The 4713-nt window shown below is 74.8% G+C and carries 4 protein-coding genes; 2 read left to right on the top strand and 2 right to left on the bottom strand.

Going from position 1 to position 4713, the window contains the following annotated elements; translation table 11 throughout:
- Positions 1-198 precede the first annotated feature (198 nt).
- Positions 199-1128, top strand: coding sequence for a DMT family transporter (locus AB0O00_RS30110; RefSeq protein WP_363657108.1), 930 nt, complete (start codon positions 199-201; stop codon positions 1126-1128).
- Positions 1129-1371: 243 nt separating this feature from the next.
- Complete coding sequence (locus tag AB0O00_RS30115; RefSeq protein ID WP_363657110.1) at positions 1372-2130, top strand: DUF6629 family protein; 759 nt, start codon at positions 1372-1374, stop codon at positions 2128-2130.
- A 374-nt stretch (positions 2131-2504) separates the two neighbouring features.
- On the opposite strand, the gene AB0O00_RS30120 is transcribed toward AB0O00_RS30115, so the two are convergent.
- Both AB0O00_RS30120 and AB0O00_RS30125 read right to left on the bottom strand, forming a co-directional pair.
- A complete protein-coding gene (locus tag AB0O00_RS30120; RefSeq protein WP_363657112.1) occupies positions 2505-3866 on the bottom strand; it encodes an MFS transporter in 1362 nt (453 codons plus the stop codon).
- Positions 3863-4501 carry a winged helix-turn-helix domain-containing protein gene (locus tag AB0O00_RS30125; RefSeq protein ID WP_363657114.1) on the bottom strand — a complete coding sequence of 213 codons (639 nt, stop codon included), beginning with the start codon at positions 4499-4501 and terminating at the stop codon, positions 3863-3865. Before AB0O00_RS30125 ends, AB0O00_RS30120 begins: the two co-directional genes overlap by 4 nt.
- Positions 4502-4713 lie beyond the last annotated feature (212 nt).

Here is a 4713-nt window from a genome sequence, read left to right on the forward strand (position 1 = left end):
CCCCGTGCGGCACGGCCCCGCCGCCGAACGGCCCCGGCGCCGCCCCGGCGGTACGCTGACGGAAGACGCCGCGACCGCCGCCCGACCCAGGACCGCCGACGCGGCGCGGGCAGCGATCCGCCGACCGCGACCGGCCCATGGCGACCGGCCACCGGCGATCGGCGACGTCGGGGCAGCGACACACCGGGTGGTCCCTCCGTGGCGGTCTTCCTCCTCGCTCTGAGCGCCGCCTGCTGCCTGGGCCTCGGGTTCGTCCTCCAGCAGCACGCCGCGCAGCGGGCCCCACGTGCCGACTTGCTGCACTGGCGGCTCCTGCTGGACCTGATGCGGATGCCCGAGTGGCTGCTCGGCACCGGGTTCATGGTCAGCGGGCTGATCCTCTCCGCACTCGCGCTCAACAAAGGCGAGGTGTCCCTCGTCGAACCGCTGCTCGCGACCAACCTCCTCTTCGCCATGGCCCTCGCCCGGGTGCTGACCCGGCAGACCCTCGGCCGTTCCGGCTGGGCCGGGGTCCTGCTGCTGGGGCTCGGGGTGACGGCGTTCATCGTCGCCGGGCAGCCGAAAGGCGGCGGACCGGCGGCCGGGGAACTGCGGCACTGGCTGGTGGTCGGCATCGTCGTCGGACTCGTCCTGCTGCTGGTGTCGCTGGCCCGGAAGCTGCCGCTCTTCGAGGAGGCGACGCTGCTGGCCCTCGCCGCCGGCTTCCTCTACGGACTGCAGGACGCGCTCACCCGCACCACCACCCAACGCCTCGACCACGACGGGCTTTCCGCCGTGCTGCGCACCTGGCAGCCGTACGCGGTGATCGTGGCCGGCGTCGTCGGACTGCTGCTCGTGCAGAGCGCCTTCGAGGCCGCTCCGCTGCGGATGTCCCTGCCCGCGCTGACCGCCGCCCAGCCGATCGCCGGGATCGCCTGCGCGGTCGGCTTCCTCGGCGACCGGCTGCGGGTGACCCCGGGCGCGCTCGCGTGGGAGTCCGCCGGCCTGCTCGCGATCGTGATCGGCGTGATCGTGATCGGACGCCACCCGGCGATGCCCGGCACCGTCCGCGAAACCCTGGAGAGCATCGGCGCACCACCGGACGACCGTCCCGACGACGCCACCCCCGACGACGAGGCCGGCGGGTAGCGGTCGGTCCGCCCCCGCAGGGGCCGGCCCGGTCGACCGGACGGAACCCAAGCTCGCATGGCCCGGACCGGCCCAGGAAGGCACAATCAGGAAGGCACGAGGAGGAACCCGTACGTTCCCGTACGCCTCCGAGCCGGGCTGCGGGTGGCGTGAGTTGGTTGGGTGCCCCCTGGCAGGAGGGCACGTCCCAGGCGGTACGTCCGGGAAGAGTAGGACACCCGGGAGGAACGGCGCGGTGGTCCGATGTGTTGGAGTGCGCAGGCGGACGCGGTGGCCGGCGGGGTGGTCGCGGGACTCGGTGTGCTGTGCCTGGTCCGTGCCCTGCGTTCCGGCCGCCCGCAGCGGCTGCCGCTCGCCGCGCTCCCGCTCGTGCTGGGCGCGCACCAGCTGATCGAGGCGCTCGTCTGGCTCGGCACGGACGGCGAACCGCCCGCCGACCCGGCCGGTTGGGCGCGCACCGCCTGGGCGGCGATCGCCCTGCCGCTCCTGCCCGTGTTCGTCCCGGCCGCCGTGTGGTGCGCGAGTACCGAACCGGGCCACCCCGCCGGGCCCGTCCGCCGCCGCGCACTCGCCGGCCTCACCCTGCTCGGCGCCGCCGTCGCCCTCCCACTCGCCCTGGCCGTCGCCGCCCACCCGGTGACCGCCACCGAGCGCGGCCACACCCTGACCTACGGCATCGGCGTGCCACACCCGGCCGTTCTCCTGGCCGGCTACCTCCTCACCACCATCGGATCCCTCCTCACGAGCGGCGACCGCGACCTGCGCCGCCTCGGACTCCTCACCGGCCTGGCCGCCGGTCTCTGCGCCGCGCTCTGGCGACTCGCCTTCCTCTCCACTTGGTGCGCCTTGGCGGCGCTGGTCAGCCTGCTACTCATCCACTGGGCGGGCCACCCTCCGTACGCGCCGACGCCGGGTGGTACCGGGCGCCCTTCCGGGGCCGGTCACGGGCGGGGAACGGCGGCCGGCCCGCCCGCTCGAAGCACCGCACCAGGAAGTCGGTGAACGTCCCGCGGTCTCGAACCACTCGCCGCAGTCGCTCCGCACGACGATCCGCCAGTCGTCCGGATCCGTCTCCTCCGCGCTCCCTCCGTCGGCCGCTCCAGCCACAGGTACCCGTCGACGGCGCCGGAGCCGTAGAGGTCCAGGTACGCCCTGAAGTCCGTCCCGAGCCTGGCCTCCGAGACCGCCCAGCGCTCCGGCCGCGCCCGCCCCCACGGCGCGGGCTCGCCCTGCAACTCCCGCAGCCGGCCGAGTGCTCCGACGGTCATAACCCCGACGCTCATAACCCCACCCCCTTACGGTTCGTTCTCGCCGCAATCTGCATTGCCCTACCGACAGCTCTCCTTACCGCCCGCTCTCCCGGCCGCCGGCGCCACCTACCCGCGGACGGGCTCCGGCTCCCGGTCGGGCGTTTCCGCCGCCGCCGGGGCGGAGCGGCCGCGGAGGCGGTCCATCTCGCGCCACTCCCGGCGGAGGCCGGCCGCGCTCGTGGTCATGAAGTACAGGACCCCGGACGCGACCAGCACGGGTATCAGCCCGACCAGGGCCACCGCCGCGCCGGCCAGGAGGCCGCCGAGGGGGATGCCCGCCCAGGCCAGGGAGTCGCCGAGGGCGTGGACGCGGCCCAGGAGCGGGCGGGGCACCCGTTCGAAGAGCACCGCGCCGAGGATCGGGTTGAGGAAGCCCGAGCCGAAACCGGCCACCGCGAAGACCGTCACCACCGTCCACAGCGGGGCGCCGGACGCGAGCACCAGGAAGCGCGGCGCCCCGGCGAGGATGAAGCCGGCGAAGAAGACCGCGCGGCGCGGCAACCGGTGGGCGACGCCCGCTGCGATCAGGCTGCCGGCCACGGCGGCGATGCCCGCGGCGCTGCCGGTGAGGCCGATCGCGGCCGGGCCGTGGCCGGAGTCCTGCGCCCAGACCGGGACCAGCACGGTCGCGAAGCCGGCGTCCAGCAGGTTGGTGATGCCGATCGTCACGATCACGGTGAGCAGCAGGGGTTCGCCGCGCAGGAAGGTGAAGCCCTCGCGGAACATCCGCCAGTAGCCGCCGCCCTGACCGGCCGGGCCCGATCCGGGGACCGCGTCCGGCTCGGTGACCGGGGCCGCCGTCCGCCCCATCCCGCGCGGCAGCGCGAGGGCGATGAGGAGTGAACCCAGCGCGAACGCCCCCGCGTTGACCACCAGGCCGGCCATCGGTCCGGCCACCGCGACGAGCCCGCCGCCGACCGCCGGGCCGACGGTGGAGGCCAGCCGCTCGGTGACGCCGGCGAAGCCGGTGGCGCGCTCCAGCGGCACCTGCGCCCGGTCCGCCGCCTCCGGGACCATGACCGACTTGGCCAGGTCCCCCGGGCCGCGCATCGCGCCGATCACCGCGACCATGCCGAGCAGCAGCCCGAACGGCAGCAGCCCCAGCGCGTGCAGTAACGGCACCAGCCCGGCCGCGACGGCGCTCACGGCGTCCGTCGTCCAGGAGACGACGCGCGGGCCGAGCCGGTCGACCAGGGGCCCGGTCAGCGCCTTGACCAGGACGTACGGCGTCATCTCGGCGAAGGCGACCAGACCCGTCATGGTGGCGCTGCCCGTCGTGGCGAGGACGAACCAGGGCAGTGCGACGGCCGAGACCCGGGTGCCCGTCAGCGAGACGACCGAGGAGGCCAGCACCCCGACCAGCGGCCGGAGGCTGCGCGCGGGGGCAGCGGGGGTGGCGGGGGCGGCGGTGACAGCGGCGTCGGTCATGGTTGCTCCCCCTCCTGGTCGGCCTCCGCCGTGGCCTCGGCCGTGGCCTTCGGCTCGGGCAGCACGTGGACGACGACGGCCACCGGCTCGGCGCCCTCGGGCACCGGCCCCTCGGCGTCGAGCCGCCGGTAGCGGGCGACCACGGCCGCGAGGTCGTCGGCCAGTTGCTCGGCCTCCTCCGGCGTGAGCCGCAGCACCATGTCGCTAAGGTCGACCGTCTTGCGCCACTCGCGCGGCATCGTCTCGAACGCGTTGAGCGCGCGCTGGCCGGTCAGCGCGTGCGCGGCGAAGACGGAGCGCAGGTACCCGACGACCGTCTCCGGCTCCTCGTCGGCCTGGTCGTCCCCCGTCCAGACCGTGAGCGTGTGCACCGAACGCCACCACCGCTCGCGCGCGTTGCCGCGCCCGGGATCCTCCTCGACGAAGCCCGCGGCGGCGAGCTGGCGGAGGTGGTAGCTCGTGGCCCCCGAGTTCAGCCCCAGCTGCTCGGCGAGCCTGGTCGCCGTGGACGGGCCCTGCTTGCGCAGCAGCCCGACCAGCTGCATGCGCACGGGGTGGGCCATCGCGCGCATGCCCTTGGCGGTGAGTACGGCGTGCGGGTCGTCACTGTGCTTCCAGCCACGGTCATCGGTCATGGCATGAGCGTAGGACCGCAAAGAACTCTTTGCAAAGGATTTTTTGCGAAGAACTCTTTGCGGTTCACGCGGGCCGCTCCACGCCGAACAGCACCAGGCGCATCACTCGTGGGCGACCGCCAGGATCAGCACCACCGTCAGCCCGCCCCCGGGCGTCGCCTCCAGCGCGACCCGCCCGCCCGACGAGAGCACCAGGCCGTGCAGCGCGGGCC

It is taken from the genome of Kitasatospora sp. NPDC093558 (assembly GCF_040683475.1).
In the GTDB taxonomy this organism is placed as follows: Bacteria; Actinomycetota; Actinomycetes; order Streptomycetales; family Streptomycetaceae; genus Kitasatospora.